The 20,042-nt window shown below is 44.3% G+C and carries 19 protein-coding genes; 2 read left to right on the top strand and 17 right to left on the bottom strand.

Annotation, left to right across the window (positions count from 1 at the left end):
* Position 1 precedes the first annotated feature (1 nt).
* The 8 genes from EDD74_RS07655 to yiaK all read right to left on the bottom strand — a co-directional run bounded on the left by EDD74_RS07655 (position 2) and on the right by yiaK (position 7,490).
* The gene (locus EDD74_RS07655; protein WP_009263124.1) at positions 2-418 is read right to left on the bottom strand and encodes a DUF4430 domain-containing protein; all 417 of its coding nucleotides are present in this window, start codon (positions 416-418) and stop codon (positions 2-4) included.
* 86 nt (positions 419-504) lie between these two features.
* A complete protein-coding gene (locus EDD74_RS07650; protein WP_008976738.1) occupies positions 505-858 on the bottom strand; it encodes a DUF2752 domain-containing protein in 354 nt (117 codons plus the stop codon).
* Positions 859-881: 23 nt separating this feature from the next.
* Positions 882-1,487 carry a DUF4234 domain-containing protein gene (locus tag EDD74_RS07645; RefSeq protein WP_008976739.1) on the bottom strand — a complete coding sequence of 202 codons (606 nt, stop codon included), beginning with the start codon at positions 1,485-1,487 and terminating at the stop codon, positions 882-884.
* 181 nt (positions 1,488-1,668) lie between these two features.
* Positions 1,669-2,127, bottom strand: a complete 459-nt coding sequence (locus EDD74_RS07640; RefSeq protein ID WP_116441450.1) for a NanQ anomerase/TabA/YiaL family protein — start codon at positions 2,125-2,127, stop codon at positions 1,669-1,671.
* A gap of 25 nt (positions 2,128-2,152) precedes the next feature.
* The gene (locus tag EDD74_RS07635; RefSeq protein ID WP_116441451.1) at positions 2,153-2,947 is read right to left on the bottom strand and encodes a hypothetical protein; all 795 of its coding nucleotides are present in this window, start codon (positions 2,945-2,947) and stop codon (positions 2,153-2,155) included.
* Positions 2,948-2,969: 22 nt separating this feature from the next.
* Positions 2,970-5,096 (bottom strand): hydantoinase/oxoprolinase family protein, encoded by a 2,127-nt coding sequence (locus tag EDD74_RS07630; RefSeq protein WP_116441452.1) that lies wholly within the window; start codon positions 5,094-5,096, stop codon positions 2,970-2,972.
* A 13-nt stretch (positions 5,097-5,109) separates the two neighbouring features.
* On the bottom strand, positions 5,110-6,462 hold the full coding sequence (locus EDD74_RS07625) for a citrate transporter (protein WP_116441453.1): 1,353 nt from the start codon (positions 6,460-6,462) through the stop codon (positions 5,110-5,112).
* Between the two features lie 26 nt (positions 6,463-6,488).
* Entirely contained in the window at positions 6,489-7,490 is a 1,002-nt protein-coding gene (yiaK, locus tag EDD74_RS07620; RefSeq protein ID WP_008976744.1) for a 3-dehydro-L-gulonate 2-dehydrogenase, read from the bottom strand.
* Between the two features lie 449 nt (positions 7,491-7,939).
* On the opposite strand from yiaK, the gene EDD74_RS07615 reads away from it, so the two are divergent.
* Positions 7,940-8,875: a D-2-hydroxyacid dehydrogenase gene (locus EDD74_RS07615; RefSeq protein ID WP_116441454.1), complete on the top strand. Its 936-nt coding sequence runs from the start codon at positions 7,940-7,942 to the stop codon at positions 8,873-8,875.
* Between the two features lie 12 nt (positions 8,876-8,887).
* Here EDD74_RS07615 and EDD74_RS07610 read toward each other — a convergent pair whose 3' ends face one another.
* The 9 genes from EDD74_RS07610 to EDD74_RS07575 form a co-directional block, all read right to left on the bottom strand.
* Complete coding sequence (locus tag EDD74_RS07610) at positions 8,888-9,892, bottom strand: LacI family DNA-binding transcriptional regulator (protein ID WP_008976746.1); 1,005 nt, start codon at positions 9,890-9,892, stop codon at positions 8,888-8,890.
* A gap of 293 nt (positions 9,893-10,185) precedes the next feature.
* Positions 10,186-11,097, bottom strand: coding sequence for a DMT family transporter (locus EDD74_RS07605; RefSeq protein ID WP_116441455.1), 912 nt, complete (start codon positions 11,095-11,097; stop codon positions 10,186-10,188).
* Positions 11,090-12,730: an amidohydrolase gene (locus EDD74_RS07600; RefSeq protein ID WP_116441456.1), complete on the bottom strand. Its 1,641-nt coding sequence runs from the start codon at positions 12,728-12,730 to the stop codon at positions 11,090-11,092. The genes EDD74_RS07605 and EDD74_RS07600 overlap by 8 nt, the downstream gene beginning before the upstream one ends.
* 153 nt (positions 12,731-12,883) lie before the next feature.
* A complete protein-coding gene (locus EDD74_RS07595; RefSeq protein WP_116441457.1) occupies positions 12,884-14,017 on the bottom strand; it encodes a glycerate kinase family protein in 1,134 nt (377 codons plus the stop codon).
* 58 nt (positions 14,018-14,075) lie between these two features.
* Positions 14,076-15,506 carry an MATE family efflux transporter gene (locus tag EDD74_RS07590; RefSeq protein ID WP_008976755.1) on the bottom strand — a complete coding sequence of 477 codons (1,431 nt, stop codon included), beginning with the start codon at positions 15,504-15,506 and terminating at the stop codon, positions 14,076-14,078.
* A gap of 21 nt (positions 15,507-15,527) precedes the next feature.
* Positions 15,528-16,229 carry an HAD family hydrolase gene (locus tag EDD74_RS07585; RefSeq protein WP_116441458.1) on the bottom strand — a complete coding sequence of 234 codons (702 nt, stop codon included), beginning with the start codon at positions 16,227-16,229 and terminating at the stop codon, positions 15,528-15,530.
* A 303-nt stretch (positions 16,230-16,532) separates the two neighbouring features.
* Positions 16,533-16,700, bottom strand: a complete 168-nt coding sequence (locus EDD74_RS15065; RefSeq protein ID WP_008976757.1) for a hypothetical protein — start codon at positions 16,698-16,700, stop codon at positions 16,533-16,535.
* Positions 16,701-16,848: 148 nt separating this feature from the next.
* Complete coding sequence (locus EDD74_RS07580; protein WP_116441460.1) at positions 16,849-18,186, bottom strand: MATE family efflux transporter; 1,338 nt, start codon at positions 18,184-18,186, stop codon at positions 16,849-16,851.
* Between the two features lie 200 nt (positions 18,187-18,386).
* Positions 18,387-18,842 (bottom strand): MarR family winged helix-turn-helix transcriptional regulator, encoded by a 456-nt coding sequence (locus tag EDD74_RS07575; RefSeq protein ID WP_009263142.1) that lies wholly within the window; start codon positions 18,840-18,842, stop codon positions 18,387-18,389.
* A gap of 189 nt (positions 18,843-19,031) precedes the next feature.
* On the opposite strand from EDD74_RS07575, the gene EDD74_RS07570 reads away from it, so the two are divergent.
* On the top strand, positions 19,032-19,895 hold the full coding sequence (locus tag EDD74_RS07570) for an AraC family transcriptional regulator (RefSeq protein ID WP_116441461.1): 864 nt from the start codon (positions 19,032-19,034) through the stop codon (positions 19,893-19,895).
* Positions 19,896-20,042 lie beyond the last annotated feature (147 nt).

Here is a 20,042-nt window from a genome sequence, read left to right as displayed (position 1 = left end):
GCTACTCTCCTACTGTATATGCAATCTCAAATGCATCTCCGTCCGCTACCGGTTGCTCTGAAATCCCGTAATTGCAGTATTCACCGTTGACAGAAAAGCCCCAGTAGGCACCGTCTTTCTCAAAAACGGCTTCCTCACCGTTTACCGTATCTACCATAAGACCATACTCACTGTCTTCCCCTGAATAAGTAAGCCCTTCTTCTTTTGCGTCATCCATCGCCTGCTGAAGATATTCTGCATCTGTCTTGATCTGATACTCTTTCTTTTCTCCATCTTTATTTACAACTGTGATCGTCACCGACTTGCTTCCTTCTTGTGCCTGCGGCCGGAACATCATGTAAGCTCCTGCAAGTAAAGCGATCACAACTACAAAGACTGCAAGGGCAATCCATATTTTTTTATTCTTTTTATCTTTCATCTTTTTTCCTCCTTTTGAAACTGCTTCATCTTAACATTTTCAAAAGCTTCCGTCAATCCTCTTTCTCTGCCACCACAACACCGAATCTATGCTACATTTCTCCAAATTCCAAATGCACACAAAAAAATCGTATATACAACTAACAGCTTTTCATTCCATCCTGGCATCTTTTTCCCTCTTTTTACCCGGATCCACTCTGCAGCAAGTTCTCCCAGAAGAAACGGACTTGTCACAAACAAAAATGGATTTGCCCGAAAAGCCCCCACAAAATCCTGCTCAGAAATACATAAAATCAGAGTGGTTATCCCACATCCCGGACAATACCACCCTGTGATCTTACGAAATATGCACGGAATCCCGATCCCTGTCACCTTCAGCCAACAAAAATAGATCACTCCGACTGCCAGCACGGTCCATATTGTCCCTGCTTTTTTCTTCATCTTGCTCTTTTCCTAAACCGTTCCTAATTTCCCACCTTCTTATTGACCGTATCCTGGATCAGGCACAAGTCAACAATGCTCAGTCCTAAAATAGCAATGACAATATAGAGAATACCGGAACTTGAATTCACTCCTTTGATCTTATCGCCGCGCTCTCCCATCTTATACAGCCAGTAAAACTCATAGATTCCACATGTGACGATAGAAAGTAAGATTACCATTCCGCTGGAAGTTGCATTCGGCTCTCCGGCAAGCTGATTGATCTCATCATTTAATTTAATGATCCAGTATAATCCATAAAGTCCACATGTGACAATCGTCAAAATGACACTTAGCGGAATACTTCTTCTCTCAATCCCATAACTGCCTCCTCCGTAAGGTCCCGGCATCTGACCATAACCTGCGGCATTATTATTCTGAAAGCCATTATTCTGGCAGTTCATATTTTGCCCGTTCTGTCCAGACCGATTTTGGCCATACGTTTCCTGAGACTGATGACTGCTGTTGTAGTTGTTCCATGGATTCTGCTCCTGCTGTGCATTCGCACTATCTTCTGCACTCGCACCGCAATATACACAGAACTTCATTTCCTCTTCCAATTGTGCACCGCATTGCTGACAATATTTCATAGTAATCCCTCCTCATAAAAATATGGTTTCATTTTATCATACTCCTCCCCATTTTTCTACAAAGTCTGCTGATTTTTTTCACGCAACACATGTTTCTTGTCACATAGAATCCCATAGTGATTCCCATGAAAAAAAGCCCTACACCACAACTGGCATAAGACTTTTTCTTTCATGACATTACTTATACTTTTACTTTAACTACAATTTTCTTCACCTGGCATGCTCCGTTTTTTGTCATTCTCCGTGGTGCATGACCATCCTCCGGAGGCACGATCGCAAAATCTCCTGCTTTTAAGACGATGGAGCTGCTCTGATCCGGCTCTTCATAGAAAATCAGATCTCTCTCTTCGTCATATTCCATCGCAGGAGTCAGACTATCCAAAGGCTCATAACCGAAGACTTCCTCCCCCTCTGCGACATATTGAATATCGAAATATTTGCGATGTGCTTCAAACAGACAGTCTTCCGGTGTCATTGTCGTATAGCTCTGCACGTTTGCATAGATCTCTTCCCCGTCGATCAGAACGTTCCCGACAGGCAGTGCCAGAAGATCCGTCTCCCGCAGAAAGCGGAATGCCTTCTGAAATTTCTCATCAAGATAATTATATTTTTCAGCGTATTTCATTGTTGTTGTCAGCATGATTTGCCCCCTGTCTGTCCGGCTCTCAGTCCAGACAAATATTCTTGTTTTCTCTTTTTTCCTGCAGTTTCTGCTCTTCTGCCCGCAGACTACACACTTCCTCGTACAGCCCCCACGCAGCATTTTGATCATAAGCATACACAAGCAGAACATCGAGCATATAAGGCGATACCTCGATCCCTGTCATCTGTGCCGCAAATGCCATTGCCGCAATCTCAGACAAGCAGACGATCGACGAACGGTTGGAAAACGGACGGCGCCACAGCTCTACCTTCTCTGTGCGGGTATAGATTTCTTTTTCATGCCGCTCTTCTACCGCATGAAAGAGCTCATGGGAAAGCAGTACCGAGGTCAGTTTTTCTGCCTCTAAGAGCGGACAGCCGCACACTTTGTAGATATGCTGTGCCTTTGCGATACAGTCTGTAAAGATTGTGATTTCATCCGGCTGGACAAACTGTGCAAACAACACGATTCCCCCTCCTGTCGGAGTCTTTTTCTTTAAAACTTTCATTCCCATACGTTCTGCCAGAAGTTTCGGATCGTTTGTCCCATACTCTTTGGCAACTCGATCTGCCCATTCTCTTCCGCAGGCATTAGCTTTTGCGATATAACGATATTTCTGCTCTCTTGTAAATTTCCCTTCCAGCGGTTCCCGTCCAAAGGCATACATTCCCCAGACCGTTTCCGATATCTCTGACAATTCCTCTGCCATCTGCTCCGGCTCCACCTGAGGATACTGCGGAACCACATAAGAAGTGCCTTTTAGGGAAAATGCATCTACCAAACGATTCCACTTTTCTTTTTTTCTGCTTCCTTCCATATAAAAGGCACTCCTTTCTCTTTTACAAACTGTTCTTTGCTCCCACGATGATCACATCCTCTCCCGGATTGATCATCTGCATCTCTACTTCCATCAGCATCATAATCTTATCCAGATCGATAGAACCTGCAAAGTCCATGACTCTTGCGCCGGCACAAATATAATAGTCCGGTCTTAAGATCGCATCCTGCTGATAGATCGCCAGTTCTTCCCAGAGCTGGGAAACGATATTACGGTAGCTTCCCGCCTTGCAGAGAACTGCTTTTGCATCATTTCTCTGCACTTTGATAAATCCTTTTTTATCGAGGATACGGACTGGATGTTTTCCTTTTCGTTCCATCCCAAATACATAGAAGTTCTTTGTCGCACATTCTTCTTTGACTTCTGATTTGGATGCTTTTAAATCTTCTGCCGCAAGCTCGCATGCTTCCCCCGGCGTACATTCTTTCAGTAAGTCTGTTGTCTTCACTTCTGTAGATCCAAGTGCGATTGCAGTCAGTTTCGATGTCTGCGGATCGATTTCAATGTGGACATCCACGCTGTCAGCTGCCGCACCACTTTCTACTGCCTTGTCAATTGCTTCCGCCTTGATGGAGCGGATATCTTCCGGTGTCGGATTTGGCACAACACGCTCTACAACATCACGTACCATCGCGAGCGCAACACCAATAGAAGAAATTACTTCCGCATTTTCCGGAATCGAGTAACGAAGTCCCATTTTATCTGAACAGAACCCGATCAGAGATGCGGCACCTCCGCCGACTCCGACAAGACTGATCTGATCTTTTTCCAAACGATATTTTTCTGCCAGATCCATGATGATCGGCTGAATCTTTTCGTAAGCTCTTGTCAGGATCTGCGTTGCGACTTCTTCCACTGTTTTTCCCATGTAATCCGCAAGCGGCTGCATTGCTTTTCTTGCCGCATTGGCATTTCCATATGCGAAATATTCCGGCTTGATCAGTCCAAGGACATTTGCCGCACAAGTATTTGTGATTGTGATCCGTTTCCCACTCTTCAATTCAATCGCCACATAGTCATCCGGATCTCCTTCCTTCGGGCTGAAGAAGACAACTTTCGGATCTACGATTTCTTCTTCCGGAGTAAATACGGCATAATCCATCCCTGCGATATGCGCCGAACGTGGTCCTACATCTTTGATACCGCCTCTATCCGCACGTACCATACTTCCACCTGCCACACCAAGCACACGCACATCCAGACTGCTGATATAAGTTCTGTGTCCTCCTACAACGGAGTAATCGATGGCCGGACGTCCGTCTTTGATGACACCGATATTCGTTGTCGTACCACCTACTTCAAAATATACACCGTTAGAAGCACGCAGATACATCAGACTTCCCATCACAGAGGCTGCCGGTCCGGAAAGCATTGTCAGTACCGGACGTTTCTTCATCTCGCTGATCTCCATAACACCTCCGTCACCTCTCATGATCATCAGAGGCACTTCCACACCTGCGCTTCTGACACTCTGCTCTGTAGAATTAGCAGTGTTCAGCATTTTCGGCAGGATAGAAGCATTGATCGCAGCTGTCCGTGTACGGCGTGTAAGTCCGTAAAGCTTTGTGATCTCACTTGCCGCCGTCGCTTCGAGCCCCATATTTTTCGCAATCGCACAGATCCCTGTCTCATTTTCCATATCGTCTACACCGTAAGATTCACTGGCAACAATTACCTGCGCCCCTTCTCCTACGAGAGATTTGATCGTATCTGTCACAAGCTGGTCAGACAGTTTCTCATCACAGATGAAGCGATTGTGCAGACGGATAAATCTTCCGGATCCTAAATTGATGTCTTTCATATTTGTCTGTGCTTTTGCAAGCCATCCGCCTACCCCTTTCGGCCCGACTCCGACTACACCTACATGCGCTACATCACCCTCGATCAACGCATTGGTTGCCTGCGTCGTAGAGTGGGCAACGAAGATAACATCTTTCGGATCGATCTGGTTTTCTTTCAGACAATTTTGAAATGCCTGAACAACACCGGCTGCCACACCTGCTTTGTCATCGTGCGATGTTTTCACGGAAGACTTTCCGATGATCTGATGTGTTGCATTGTCGATCGCAACTGCCTTTGTATGGGTTCCGCCGACATCTATTCCCATGCGTACTTTTCTATTACTCATTTTCACCCTCTCCTTAACCAAACATGATATATGTGATTGCCTGCATAATTGCGCAGATGATCCATGCAACCGGCAATGTCTTCTTCAAATGTTCTCTTGTAGAAACTTTTGCATAGCTTACACCCCATGCGATCCAGCTCTGTGTCATACAGATTGATACATTCATCGTGATTGAAGGAATGACCATCAGTGCATACAGATATGGAGTGGAAAATCCGATTCCTTTTAAAATTCCGAGCGTAGCTGCCCCACATCCAAATAAGGTAAACGGTCCACGGAACAATCCAAGCGGTGCCAGTACTGCAAATGCGATGCTGATGATTAGTGTGTTGTTCGGAATAACATTTCCAAGCAGTGCATTGAAATACGGAACACAAAGTTCTGCTGCTTTGTTGAACATCGGGATCATCAGAAGGAATCCTACAAGCGGAGCAGTGTCTACTACACCGTCATAGAAATCTTTATTCAGCACACGGCATGCCCCGCGGAATGTCTTTAATCTTCCACAGATGATCAGTGCGTAGAAGCTTCCTATAATAAATCCAAGAATGATCGGCACATTGAAAATAACAAGCAGAAGCACCGGAAGAATCGGAGCGATCAGAGCCGGTGTCGGCACATATCCCGGACGGGCTTTTCTCGCCGCCGAAGCACTCCACGCATGTACTGTCTTTTTCTTTCTCAGTGTAAATGCACACATTGTGATTACTAGAACAAGCTGTACTGCAAGGCCGATCACCGCCCATCTTAAGCGTGCAGGATCATCGTATGTGATCAGTTGTTTTCCATCCTCCCCGAGGAAGAATGCGAGGAACTGACCAGAAAGCACCGGGTTTAAATACATTCCTGCACCGACACTCATCATGAACGAACCGATGGAAAGCGTTTTCGGAATTCCAAGACTCATAAGGATCGGAAGAATGATCACACCGATCGCAACTACTGCACCTGCTCCGAATAATGTAGAGAAGATGGCTGTTGTCACAGTTGACAGAAGCACACATATAACGATCGGTTTATCTCCACCAAGCTCTACGGCTTTTCGAATCAATGCATCCGCAATTCCAGTTTCTAACAGCACACGGCCAAACCATGCGCCAAACACAACATTTACAAGTACGCTTCCCCATCCTTCTGGTCCTGACTGGAATACTTTCGTGATCGCATCTACGAAAGAAATATCCGTCACTCCCGGGTAAGCCGCTATAAAATCAGGATTTGTTGCAAATGTATTTCCAATGAGTGGGAGAACTGTCCAGATGACTCCCATAATGAGCATACCCATCATCAAATTTCCGCCGCGAACCGCGTAGACTGCCAGTCCGACAAATGAGATGAGCAGCAAAATACCAATGATATATTCCATAACTTTTCCTCCTAGTATCTGTCACTTTACATTTTCAGAACAGATTCCCATACTTCCTCAATAACTGGGATTCCATGTTCTTTGTTGTCACGAATGCTGTTCAATTCCAGTTCACCCGGATAGAAGACTTCTCCGCCTTCGGTAACCGGCTCCGAAGATTTGATATCTGCAAGAATCTCGTCCACAATCTTATCTGTCTCTTCTGCTGTCTGGAATTTTGTCGGATCGACTGCGATCATAATCTGTGTCAGCCCGACTTCATCTCCGAATGTTCCGATTTTCTGTACTGAATTTCCATTTGTCAGAACCGTCGCAATCAAATCTAACATAATAGAAAGTCCACTTCCCTTCCAATATCCCATCGGAAGTACGCGCCATGTCTTCTCAATCTCTGCCGGATCTGTTGTGAGTTCTCCCTTTGTGTCATATCCACCCGGAACCGGAAGCTGCACACCGCGCAGACGACAATCTTCAATCTTTCCGTAAGAAAATTGTGACACGGCACAGTCTACCATTGCATGTTCTCCATTTGAGCGAGGAACTGCCATGATCAGCGGATTATTTCCGATCTTTCTGTCTGCTCCACCCCATGCAGGCATATTCGGCATTGTGTTAGACCAGCAGATTCCGATGCATCCATTCTCCGCTGCCAGCCATCCATAAGTGCCTCCTCTCATCCAGTGATTGTTATTTCCAAGAGCAACACATCCGATTCCATATTCTTTTGCAAGTTCACATGCTCGGTCCATTGCACGCTTTGCATTCAGCGGACCAAATCCACGATGTCCATCCCATCGCTCAATCGCACCCATACTCATCTCGCATGTTGCGCGCGCATCTGGATCGATCTCTCCTTTTTCCAGATAACTTACGACACGCGGAAAGCGATTGAGTCCGTGAGAAAACACACCAGCCAGACTGTTCTGTGCAAAAATCACTGCTGCACTCTCTGCATCCTCTCTCCGAAATCCTTTTTTCTCTAATACACGTGCAAATTCCTGCACCATCACATCATATTGAACTCTCATTATGTGATCTCCTTTCAACTTTCTGAAACATTTTGCCTTTTACAATTGTCAATTTCAAAACAAACTAATTATTTTTTGAAACTTTGTAAAAGCGCTTTCCTTATTTTTCATTATAGTTATCTATCATATTTTGTCAATATATGTGATGAAAAACAACTATTTTCGTCATTATGTCTGTTTTTTATATTTGTTTTAGTGCAAAATAACGATTTATTTTTAACATTTATTATGTTTAGGAAAGGTTTTTAAATCATTTTTAAGAAAGGGCTTTCACAATATCTTGTTCTACATCAGGAATTTGTCGCACCAATGGCATTCTCAAAGATATTCAAAAACAAAGAATTTACATAACTAGTACATTCATGGTAAACTTTTATAAACTATCGCTGTCGCAGAAACTGTCTACAGGCAACAACCTGCCATGCAGCGAACAGAAAGGAGACTACTACATGAAACTTGTATTTTTAGATGCGAAGACAATCGGCGATGATCTTGACCTCTCCCAGTTTGACCAGTTCGGAGAGGTTGTCAAATACTCTTTTTCTACTCCGGAGGAAGTTCCCGGGCGCGTTTTGGATGCCGATGTGATTATTGTAAATAAGATCCTGATCAACGAGGCTTCGATTGGAACTGCAAAAAATCTTAAATTAGTCTGTGTAACAGCTACTGGCACGAACAATCTTGATAAAGAGTATTTAGACAAACGTGGCATTGCATGGCGGAATGTTGCCGGATACTCTACGGAATCGGTTGCACAGCACACCTTTGCCATGCTGTTTTATCTTCTGGAACATTTGAGATATTATGACGATTATGTCAAAAATGACCATTATACAAATGATACGATCTTCACACACTTTGAGAAGACCTTTTATGAACTGAAAGGCAAGACATGGGGAATCATTGGTCTTGGAAATATCGGTCGAAGAGTTGCCTCCATTGCAAACGCATTCGGAGCAAACGTGATTTACTCTTCACCTTCAGGCGCGGCTCCTCAAGAAGGTTTTCATCAAGTTTCCCTTGATCTGCTCCTTGAGACTGCCGACATTGTATCCGTACATGCACCGTTAAATAAGCATACGGAAAATCTCATCGATTTTTCGGCATTTCGAAAAATGAAGAAAAGCGCTATTTTCTTAAATCTTGGTCGCGGTCCGATCGTCGTGGAGAAAGATTTGAAACGGGCGCTGGAAACAGATGAAATACGAGCTGCCGGTCTAGACGTTCTGTCTGAAGAGCCCATGCGCACAGACAATCCGCTCCGCGGCTTTTCTGACAGTAACCGCCTTCTTATTACTCCTCATATCGCATGGGCAAGTATCGAAGCGAGGACAAAATTAATGAACATTATTGCAGAACAGATCAAAGAGTTCTTCAGCCTATAAGGCCTGAAGAACTCAGACTGTCTTTCCCGCTACAAGTTCCGGCTGGATCGTGCAGGAAGAATATGCATCTGTCTTCTCGATCAGACTTGTCAAAAGCTGTACACTGAACATTGCAACAAGTTCCGGTTTATTGTCAATCGTTGTAAGTGTCGGCTCACAGATCCTTGCATATTCTGAATTATTGTACCCTGTCACAGCCACGTCTTCCGGAATCCGGTAACCTTCCTGCAAAAGTGCTTTCACTGCACCTGCCGCTGTAATATCTTCTCCACAGACCAATGCCGAGAATTTCTTTCCGCTTTGGATCAGCTCTCTGACTGCCCGCATTCCACCTTCCAGATCAGATGTTGTATGTAATACCTTCTTCTTTGCCTCAGCAATTCCGGCATGCTGCAGTGTATCGACAAACCCTTCCCATTTGAGCCGGGCACTGACAGTATCCATATCCTTTACATAATAGATATCTCTGTGTCCTTTTTTGAGCAATTCATTTACCGCAAGTGCAATTCCATACTTATCGTCTACAAGAACCGAATAGGAATTAGCCATTTCCAGCTTTCCATTTGCCAAAACAACCGGAACCGTCCGCAGAAGCTTTTTAATTTCCGGTTTCTTACAGATCGTATTAAACACAGATCCGACTAGAACGATTCCATCTACCTTTTTCTCCAACATCGTCTGCAGATATTTCTCTGTCTCCTCTGCCTCTCCACCTGTATTGCAGAGAGTAACTTCATATCCTCTGTGACTTAATTCCCGCTCAATCGTGTATGCCGTCCGAGCATAGTGCGGCACACGAATATCCACCGTAAGCACTGCAACCGTACGCATAGACTTACTGACCATGCCTCGTGCAATGGCACTTGGTGTATAGTGATTGCGTTCAAGTACCTCCTCTACTCTCTCTCTCGTCGCAGGATTTACGTTACCCTTATGATTGAGCACTCTCGACACCGTAGAGATTGAGACTCCTGCTTCTTTTGCTATATCATAAATGTTCATGTTTCTTGATTCCATTTCCTCTCCTTATTACATTTCCCCGTGAAAGGGCTTTCTAAAAGCATACGAGATAAAGTATATACTTGTCAAGGTATTCTCTTGCTATTACACTACAAGCACATAGATGTTTTTATTCTCATTTGCCTATATCGTTTTAAGACTTTAACACACTGAATACGAGTCTGTCCAAAATCCATGATACTGTACTTAGAACCCAAAAAACGTCCAAAAGCTTGTAAACACACAAGCTTCTTGGACGTTTTGTTTCTTCTCAATCGTCAATAATTAAATTAATGGTATTATAGAACCCTCTACTTTTTTAATTCCGTCTTCTTCTTTCCCTGAACCAGCTCAGATCCAATCGCACCTACAACGATAATGACCGCCCCGATCATCTGCAAAATAGTCAGATGCTCATGGAACACAAGGAATCCAACCAATGTCCCTACAACAACTTCCAGCGCAGATAAAATACTCGTTGTTGTCGCCTCTACATACTGAGTAGATTTCACACATGCCACATTCGCCACCATCGTACAGAGGATTCCAATCCCAAACAGATCCCACAAAAGATTGGTCACCGGAGCCGCCGCAAAATGTCCTGCAACTGCACCAAAATCCATTCCAAACAACAGAACCACTGCCGCTCCAAGAAATCCGTAGACAAGCAGTGTATCTCGGTCATAATCTTTCGCGAAAAACTTTGGAAGCAAGATCTGCAACGCGACACCGATTCCATTGACCACTCCCGCAAGAATACCGATCGCATCCAGTTTGATATTTCCTCCTCCGATCAGATTTGCCACAAGTATAGCGCCAATCAGACAGACAAAGATCGTGATAATCTTGCTTTTCTCGAGTTTTTCCCCAAACATAAACCTTCCAAGGATTGCAACCCAGATTGGGCTCATAAACATCAGTACTGTCGCAACCCCAACCGGAATTCTCGATACTGCCACACTATAGCTGACAAAGCTGATACTGTAGGCGACTGCCCCATACACGATGCAAATAATAATCCCTTTCAGATTGATTTTAAGCGCTGCCGGCTTTGTGATCAGAAGGAATACAAAATACGCCGCCCCCGCCAGAGCACATCGAAAGAAAGAAATCTCAATATTGGAAAACTGGTATTTCGAGAGATCTCTCACGAAAATCCCCATAATCCCCCACATAACTGCAGTGATCACTGCCAGTGCAATCCCTTTGCTGCGCTTATTCATGACTTGCCTCTCCTTCTCTTACGTTCTCTTTTTGCACTTCTTCTCTGCGATAGACTACTTCATTTTCTTTCAATGTCATAAGCACCTGGATATCCGCAAGTGCTTTCACATCTGTCTCCAGAGGATTCTTATCAAGCACGACAAAGTCCGCATATTTTCCAACAGCGATTGTTCCTTTTTCCTGCTCCTCGTGATACTGGTATGCCGCATAACTTGTGATCGCTTTCAGCGCATCAAGCACCGGGATTCTCTGATTTTCCCCAATCACCTGACCGGTTCTTGACACACGGTTCACTGCACAGGAAACTGTCCGCATCATATCTGGCGGAACTACCGGTGTATCCTGATGAAATGTAAACTTCATTCCATCCTCAAGCGCATCTTTTACCGGTGAAATCTGGCTTCCCCTCTGCGCTCCAAAATTTTTGATATGGATATCTCCCCAGTAGTAAGTATGCGCCACGAAAAAACTCGGAATCATCCCGATTGCTTTCATTCGCCCCAGCTGATCTTTTCTGACAAGCTGCGCATGTACCATCACTGCACGGTTGCTGTCTTTCTCTCCTCTTGCTTCTAATTCTTTCTCAAACTGTGAGATATATTGTTCTGCCGCCGCATCCCCGTTACAATGTGCGAGAAGCTGCTGCTTTTTATCCAAAGCGACTGCAATATACTCTCTTAATTTCTCATCGCTGTGGATCGGATATCCACAGTATGTGTCGTCTCCCTCGTAAGGTGTTGTCATCCACGCTGTTCTTCCCTGCGGAGAACCATCAAGGAACACTTTAAAGCCGCCCATTTTAAAATGATCTTTATACTGTCCCGCATATTCCGGCTCCGTCTCCGGCAAGTCTGCTGCAGTCATTACATCAGCATAGCCAACGACATCCAGCTTCAGAAGTCCTGCACCCGATGCATACTTTAACAGCTGAAACAACGGCTTTGCAACCATTCCATCCTGTACCGTTGTCACCCCGTAGCTTGCATACATCTTCTGCGCTTCCCCGATCAGTCGCATCAACTCCTCCATCGATGTCATCGGAAGCTTTTCCTGGAATGCCAGAAATGCCTTCTCTTCCATATAACCATCCGGTTCTCTCGTTTCTGCGACTCTTCCGTAACGTCCACCCGGACAGTCCTCTGTCGCTTCCGTAATCCCCTGAACCTCCAGTCCACGGCTGTTTGTCACACCCATATGAGAAGATGCATGGATTAAGAGAACTGGATTCTCACTGCTGATCTGATCTAACACCGTCTTATCCGGATGTCTTCCTTCTGCAAGAAAGTTCTGGTCATAATTACATCCGATGATCCATGCATCCCCCGGCAGATTTCTCTTTTCTTTAAACGCTTTCATCAATTCTATGATCTCTCCGAAATCCTTGCAAAGAGACAGATCACACTGCGTCATCGCATTGGCTGCACCGACAAAATGAGAATGTGCATCAATAAATCCCGGCATCAGCACCGCACCGTTCAGATCAATCATCTCATCTGCATCCTCCCGAAGCTTCAACACGTCCCCGGCTGTTCCGACCGCCTTGATCCGCCCATTCTCCACACACACTGCCTCTGCATACAGTACGTCATCTTCCATGGTCAAAATCGTTCCATTTGTATAAAAACTCTTCATAAATTCTCCTCTTCTTTTATTCTATTTCAATATACTTTTTCTTCTTTCCTCTTCCGACAGCCGCAAGTGCGCCTGTTTCGTCCTGCTATGTTCCTCTCTCTAAATCGAACTCTATTATCTGTCAAATTTCATTCATCGTCAAGTGAAAAAAAACTAAACTTTTGAGGACAGATCCATCAAACGGAAGATCGATTCTGCTGTCTTTCTCAAATCTATTTTCGTTGTCGCTTTTAGTTCCTCAAATGACAATGCTCTTCTATTAATCCCAAACATTGCACTGACTCCCATCTCATACAACAGATCTGCATCTTCTGTGACTGCCCCCGCAAGTGCGATCACCGGAACCTGATATTTCTTTGCCCGTTTCGCTACCCCTGAAATTACTTTTCCATAGGAACTCTGTCCATCAATCTTTCCCTCCCCAGTAATTACCATGGATGTATCTTTCAAAACCTCCTCAAATGTGATCGTATCCAGCATAACATCAATTCCACTCATCAGCTTTCCCCCAAGAATCGCTGCGATACCAGCTCCCATTCCTCCAGCAGCTCCGCCTCCTTCTAATTGCAAAATTTCCTTTCCGGTCACCTCATATATTTTCTCTGCAAAATGTCTCAATCCGTCATCTAATCTGGAAACGTCCTCCGGTTCTACCCCCTTCTGTGGTCCAAATATTGCAGTTGCTCCGTTTGCTCCGCACAAAACGGTACTGACATCACACATAACCAAAATTTCCGTTTCCTTTATTCGTTGGTCAAGCTCTGACAGATCAATTTTTTTAATACAATGCAAAGTATTCCCAACCGGAATAAATTCTTCTCCTCTTTCATTCAAAAATTTAACTCCCAATGCCGCAAGCGCACCAGCACCCCCTTCGTTTGTAGCACTTCCCCCAAGTCCTAATATGATTTTCTTCACTCCTCCCTGAAGCGCATCTAAAATCAACTCTCCAACCCCATAAGTTGTAGCTTCCCCGGCATTTAAGCGCTCCCCTGCAAGAGGAAGTCCTGCCGCTGCTGCCATTTCAATGACTGCTGTTTCTTTTATTTTTCCATAAAAACTTTCCACCTGCTCGCCATAAGGTCCCCTCACCTTTACTTGTTTTTTCTCCCCATCTAAAACAGAGAGGAAAGCATCCACGCTTCCCTCCCCTCCGTCCGCTATTTCCATCCGAACTGTTTCCACATCCGGCCATCTCTTTTTTGCCTCTTCCTCAATAATTCTGCCTGCCTCCTGGCTGCTGATCGTTCCCTTAAAAGAATCTGGGATTATTACAATTTTCTTCATATGATCGCCTCACTACCACATTGCCTTCCTGAACTTATCACGATTCCTACTACTATTTTTATTTTCTACTTTTCTCTTTATTCAGTGGATTCCAGCCTCCCCGCAGATATCGCAGGATAAACAAACTTCCCAGACAGACATTATTAGCGATCATGCATCCCCACACTGCATACAGTCCAAGATGGAATACTTTGACACAGAAGAATGTTCCTAACACTCTCACACACCACATACTGAATAGCGCATAGTAAAACGGCTTTACCGTATCTCCTACCCCATTGAAAATTCCCTCGAGGATAATCAATACACCAAATAGTGGCTCTGATACTGCAACCATACGAAGGACAACCGTTCCAAGTGCAATGACATCACTTTCCTTCGTAAACAGCTGCAAAAGCTGTGGTGCCATGAAAAACAAGAGCGCTCCGGATACAGTCATAATCACAAGAATGATCACGATCAACATCCTTGTCAATTCGTGCAGCCGTTTCTGGTCTTTTGCACCAATGGCATTTCCTGCCAAAGTAGCTGCTGCGGCCTGCATTCCATATCCCGGGATGTAAAACGCCTGTTCTACTGTCAGTGCAATCGAGTGCGCCGCAAAAGCCACTGTTCCAAGTCCTGTCACAAGCGATGCAAACACGACATGACCAAGACAGGTAGCCATGCGTTCCATCGCAACCGGAAATCCAACGCGAATACAAGGTTCCATAATTTCCCTCTCCGGGCGGATTTCACATCCCGCCGGAGATACATATCGGTTTTTATAAAGTGCGATCGTCATAAAGATTCCGCCAACTACAAAGGAGACTGCCGTTCCGATTCCGGCTCCGACTGCCCCATATCCGAATCCAAACATTTTCACACTGGCTCCACCGATTTTGATCATTCTTGTATCATAGATAAAAAGGTAATTCAGGACGATATTCACAAGATTCATACAAACATTGACATACATTGGTGTCTTTGTATCTCCCACTGCCCGAAGCAGCGCTCCGAAAATAATGATCGCACTGCGGAAGAGCATCGGAAGGCAGATGATCGCAAAATAGAGGGACGCATCCTTTTTGATCGCCGGATCTACTCCCATCCACGTTGGAAGAATCGGACTGACAGCAAGTGTCAATACCCCAACTCCGATTCCGGTCACCACGGTAACGATCACTGCCTGCACAGATGCCCTCTTCACATTATCAAATGCTTCTGCTCCCATTTCCCTTGAAATAAATGCCATAAATCCAATTCCCATTGCAAACAACGGTCCGTTCACAAGCCATGTGACCGACGTGCTCATCCCGACCGTTGCCGTGGCTTCTGCGCCGATTCTTCCGACCATCGCCGCATCAATATACTGTACAAGTGTCTGCAGCATCTGTTCCAAAAGTGTCGGCCATGCCAGCGCCAGAATCGTCAGAAAAAGTGCTTTGCGATGTCCTGCCAAAGCCTGACTTCCACTATGATTTTCTCTTGATTTTTCTCTCATTTTCATCTCCCTCTCCTTTTTCTCTTTTTATTCCTTCCCCCCGGACATATTCCTTTTGTTATCTGCCTCTTGTTCTTTTAATAACTCCAAGACATCCAGAAGTGTATTGTACTTTTTCCAGACATCCTTCATCGTCTCCTCATCTGGTTGTACAAGATCAGGGATCATAATCGCCCGCAGACCTGCCCCTGATGCAGATTTCACACCCGCCGGTGCATCCTCCAATGCTACCGTCTCCTCCGGCACTGCCTGGATCACTTCACAGGCAGTCCGATAAATTTCCGGATCCGGCTTCGCATTTTTTACCATATCCCCGAAAACACTACCGTCAAAATACGAGTATACTCCTGCTTCTGTCAACAAGTTCACCGCATGTTCTCTTCTCGAAGACGAGGCGACCGCAAGCTTATACCCATTCTCTTTTGCATAGGCAATCAGCTCTTTCACCCCCGGTTTCATCGCCAGACCTTCAGATGCTACGATTTCTTTAAAAAATGCTCTTGTCAGTTCATTAAACCTATCCATCGGAAAATCTTCCCGGATGGCTGTGCGAAAATATTGTTCTCTTCTCACCACATTAAATCCAATCGTATGATAAATATGTTCTCCCATTTCGGGAATTCCGAGCACCTCTCCTGCTCGGTTCCAGGAACGCTGCACAACGCGCTCTGAGTCAAAGATCAGTCCGTCCATATCAAAAATCAATGCTGTTATCTTCTTCTGTGCCATATGTCTCTCCCTTATTCTCTTCTGTTTTGTCCTTCCAAAAATGGTCAGTATATTCCTTTTCCACAACAACTATATCATATCCAGAAAGTGAATAGCAATATCTCAGCAATTTCCTCCGCAAATAAAAATTGTTCCTGTCCACAACTGAAAACAGGAACAAAAAATCCCTGAGCAGATTTCCGCTTATCGCCTTGTCTGCCCAGGGGGGATTTTTCATCCGGCAAAATCGGTCTTCCCTTCTCTGCCGTTACTTTCTTCTATATACGATTCACATTCTTTAAGTCGGCTGCCACGTCTCGCCGATCAAGAATCGAACTCGACCGCTTTCCCTTCTTCATCTTTGAGATAATTAATGACTTCTTCCAACTTGTTGACAGCCTCCTGTTGTTCCTCCCAGTCATTTCCACGCATTTCTTTGTTTACGATGCATTGCTTCACATATTTTAACTGTCTGATCAATTCCTGATTCATACTGACGCCCCCTTCTTGTGCGTATCGGTTTTATTTTCTGTATCTTTCCTATATTTTACTACTTTTTTCTGAAAAATTCCACCTTGTTTTTCTGAATCTTTCTTTAAGATTGTGGACAGGTGCTATCCGCCGCCCTAAACTATGCATGCTAAATTTTCTTCATCATACGGTACAGAAGAATAGAGGCAACAACTGCTGCCACTGCCTCTGATACTGGAAATGTCAACCACACTCCCGCAACTCCCATCACCTTGATCAGCATCAAAGAACATGGAACAATGATGACCAGCTGTCGTAACAGAGATACGATCAGAGACGCAATTCCTTTTCCCATCGACTCAAACACACCGGCAAATACTGTTCCCAATGCAGATACAATAAATCCAGTTCCGATGATCCGAAGCGCCTGTGCTCCCATCTTCTGCATTTCTTCTGTGGCACTGAACAAAGAAAGAACCGGCTCTGGAAATCCCATAAACAGAATCGTTCCCACTGCCATAATGACCGCTGTCACCAGCACACTGACCTTAATTGTCTCATGAAGTCTCTTCTTGGCCCCTGCTCCATAATTGTAACTGATGATCGGACGCATTCCTTGAATGATTCCATTTGCCGGCATATAGACAAACATCTGAAGTTTAAAATACACTCCAAGTACCGCAACTGCTGTCTGGGAAACAGCTCCTAAAATTCCATTTAAAACACCGATCAGGATAGACGGAAGGGACATCATCACGGTAGATGGAACCGCTACAAGATACAGCTGTCTGACAATCCTTCCTTTCATGCGGAATCCCTTCATATGAATCTGAAGTCCTCCACTGTGTCTGCAAAACAAGATGATGGATAACATGCACGCGGAAAACTGTCCAAGAATCGTCGCTGTCGCTGCTCCCCGTACTCCCATCGCTGGGAATCCAAACAGTCCAAAGATCATGATCGGATCAAGGATAATATTCACAATCGCTCCCACCCCCTGCATGATCATCGGTAAAAACATATTTCCTGTCGCCTGAAACATCTTTTCAATCTCAATATGAAAGAGCGATCCAAACGAAAGGCAGATCACAATATAAGAATACTGACAGGACCACTCCAGCACCGTCGGATTATCTGTGAACATCTGCAAAAATGGTTTTGTAAAAAAGATTCCAAGCAAAATAAAAAATATCGAATGAATACCTGTCAGCACAAGCCCATGTGCCGCCGCATCATTTGCCTCCTCACTTTTTTTTGCTCCAAGATTTCTTGCAATCGCTGCATTCGTTGCTACACCAAGTCCTACCGCCACGGCAAGTACTAAATTCTGAAGCGGATAAGCGAGAGAGACTGCTGTAAGCGCCTCCTCTCCCAGCTTAGCTACAAAAATACTGTCTACGATATTGTATAAAGATTGAATCAGCATCGAAATCATCGGCGGAACAGACATCCCCATCAAGAGAGGAAAAATTGCTTTCGTTCCCATTTGATTTTCTGATTGTTTCATTTAACAACTCCTCCTTTATCTTTTCCTTTTTTAGTACACAAAAAGGCTATAAATCTTTTCTGTTTAAATCAGAAACAGAAAAAATTTATAGCCCATCCGGCACTTTATTTTACACCGTAACAGAATAGCACGGTTATTTCCACTTGTCAATTCTATTTTTAGCCTTGCAGCTATCCGCTCTTTTCCCTTGCAAGATAAAATTATCCTTTTTCTTCTCCATCCCTCGACTGTTGGAGATTTCTTAGCATCTTCTTTGCTGCCCGTCGAAAAATTTCCAATTCTTCCTCTGTCAGTCCATCTTGCAGCTTAGATTCTACATATCGGATATCCTCATCCACTGCCGCACTTGCCTCCAGCCCTTTCGGAAGTACTACTATTTTCTTCAATCTCGCATCATATTCCACCGGAACCCGTTCGATATATCCGTTCTTCTCCATAAGCTGTAAGATACCCGTAGCTGAAGATCTTCTTAAATTAAACTCTTCCTCCAGATCCTTCTGAAAAATCTCCTGTTCTCTTGGCTGTCCCAAAAGATAATGCAACACCCGTCCCTGCACTCCGGTCACACCTGTCTTTGAGGCAGAACTGTCAAATTGTCTCTTGATCTGATTTGACAAAATGCCGATTATTCTGCCAATCGCAATGTCCCGTTCCATATTATCCTCCATTTGTTAGTCCCCTAATTATTGATTATAAATTGACGCTCCTGGAATGTCAATATACGGCGGTAGGTGTTTTCCGAAAAAGGCAGCAAATACTTTTTAAAAGAGTACAATCATCCAAAGACGAATTGTAAAAATTCACAAAATCTGTTATAATTTTATCAAATTTTGAGGAGGTTTGATATGGAATTACAACGTTCATGTAAAGAAGCAATCGCTTCTTGTTTAGATCAGAAAACTTTTGCTGTTGCCCACTTATACAATGATGAAAAGACCATGGATGTACATATTCACGAAAGCTATGAAATTTATTTTTCTATTTCCGGCGGCAAACAGTTTCTCATTGATAACCGGTTCTACAGCATCGAACCAGGGGATATTTTCTTCATTAATCAGTATGAAAGCCACCATTTAACTTATATTGACGAGAAAGTCCATGAGCGGATTGTTTTATCTATCTTTCCAGACTTTTTAAAACAGCTTTCTTCTGGGCAGACCAATCTGGATAACTGCTTTTCTTCTCGTGATGCTTCCAATCCAAACCTGCACAAGCGCTCTCTGAATGCCGAGGAGCAAAAGCTCTTTCAGTACTTCATTCATAAACTTGTCAGCACAGACGGATTCGGCGCAGATCTTATAGAGAAAGCCACGTTCACAGAATTAATGGTATTTTTGAATAAAATTTTCTCTGACAACAACCTCCCTGTCACATCTTCTTTTCGCTCGACGCAGCACCAACAGGTTGACCGGATTCTGACTTATATCAACCAGCACATTCAGAATCCACTGACAATCGAAGAACTCTCCGAAAATTTCTATCTGAGTCCTTCCTACCTGTGCCGTATTTTCAAATCTGCGACCGGGACAACGATCAACAAATATATTACTGCCAAACGAATCACGATCGCAAAGTCATTGCTTGCTGAAGGGAAATCGGTCAATGAGGTATGTGAAGAATGCGGGTTCAACGATTACAGTAACTTCCTGAAGACATTTACAAAGGCAGTCGGCATCTCACCGAAGAAATACTCTCAGTTTTCTTCTTAATGTTCTGAGCGGCTTTAGACACACAGCATCCTGCAAGCACAAATAGAACCGCAATCGAGTAGGAGGCTAATCATTAATTGATTAGCCGACCTCTCACACCACCTAGCATACCGTTCAGTACTAGGCGGTTCCTTAGTTTTCACAAAC

This window comes from Faecalimonas umbilicata, assembly GCF_004346095.1.
Lineage (GTDB): Bacteria > Bacillota > Clostridia > Lachnospirales > Lachnospiraceae > Faecalimonas > Faecalimonas umbilicata.
Note: the sequence above shows the minus strand (reverse complement) of the source record. Positions and strands in the feature narration are given on the sequence as shown.